This window comes from Streptomyces sp. 8K308 (assembly GCF_004348315.1).
Taxonomy (GTDB): domain Bacteria; phylum Actinomycetota; class Actinomycetes; order Streptomycetales; family Streptomycetaceae; genus Streptomyces.
Window position 1 is genome coordinate 1 of sequence record NZ_SMKC01000647.1, and the last position, 1,113, is coordinate 1,113.

The following is a 1,113-nucleotide window of genomic DNA, read 5'->3' on the forward strand; positions in this document are numbered from 1 at the left end:
GTTCTGCACCAGCACCGCCACCTCGCCCTCCCGGTGCGCCACCCGCACCCGGGCCGCAGCGCCGGCCGCGTGCTTGTGCACGTTGGTCAGCGCCTCCTGGATCACCCGGTACGCCGTCGACTCCACCTGCGCCGCGTACCCCCGCGGCTCACCCTCGACCGCGAGCTCCACGGTCATCCCGGCCGCCCGCGACTGGTCGACTAACGCCGTCACCTCGCCGAGCGCCGGGCCAGCCTCCGCCGGCCCCGCCTGGCGCTCGCCCCCGGCCACGGCCGCCAGCTCGGCCAGCCGGGACGACGCCTCGGCGGCCGGCGTGGTCCCCGAGCCGCTGCGCAGCACGCCCAGCATGGTCCGCAGCTCGGTCAACGCCTGCCGGCCCATGTCCCCGATCAGCGACGCGTTCTTCGCCGCCTTCTCCGGATCCTTCACGGCCACCGCCTGCACCGCCGCCGCGTGCACCACCATCAGGCTCACCCGGTGCGCCACCACGTCGTGCATCTCCCGCGCGATCCGCCGCCGCTCCGCGTCCCGCGCCCACACGGCACGCTCCTCGGCCCGCTCGGCCAGCAGCGCCAGCTCGCGCTCCAGACCGAACGCCCGGTCCCGCAACGACTCGACGAGACGCCGCCGCGCCCGCGCATACAGGCCGAGCAGCACCGGCGGGACGGCCGAGACCACCCCGAAGACCCCAGCCACCAGCGGCGGGAACCACACCGGCATCGGCTGCGCCCGCAGCCCCTGGTCCTGTTCCATCATCAGGTAGAAGACGACGCTCGTGCCGCTGCCCAGCATCGCCGCGAGCATCCCGATCACCCGGCGCGGCGCGTCGGTGGTGGCCAGCGTGTAGAGGCCGACCAGCGCGATGGTGGTGCCCGGGCAGGCGGGCAGGATCGAGATGGCCACCAGCACCACGACCACCGGACACCGGCGGCGCAGCACCACCGAGGCGCTGGCCAGCGCCAGCGGCGGCACGACGAGCACCGCCGGCAGCCCCGTCATGGTGGCGAAACCGAACCCCCTGGCCACAGCCTCCCCCACCGCGACCAGCGCGATCGCGACGTCGACCGCGACACTGCGGCGCCGCGTCCACCACCCCAGCCGAAACCCCCCGGC

The 1,113-nt window shown here is 75.4% G+C and carries 1 protein-coding gene; it reads right to left on the reverse strand.

The annotated features are described in order from the left end of the window. A partial coding sequence (locus tag E1265_RS36410; RefSeq protein WP_132935203.1) for a histidine kinase occupies positions 1-1,113 on the reverse strand: 1,113 nt, incomplete at both ends.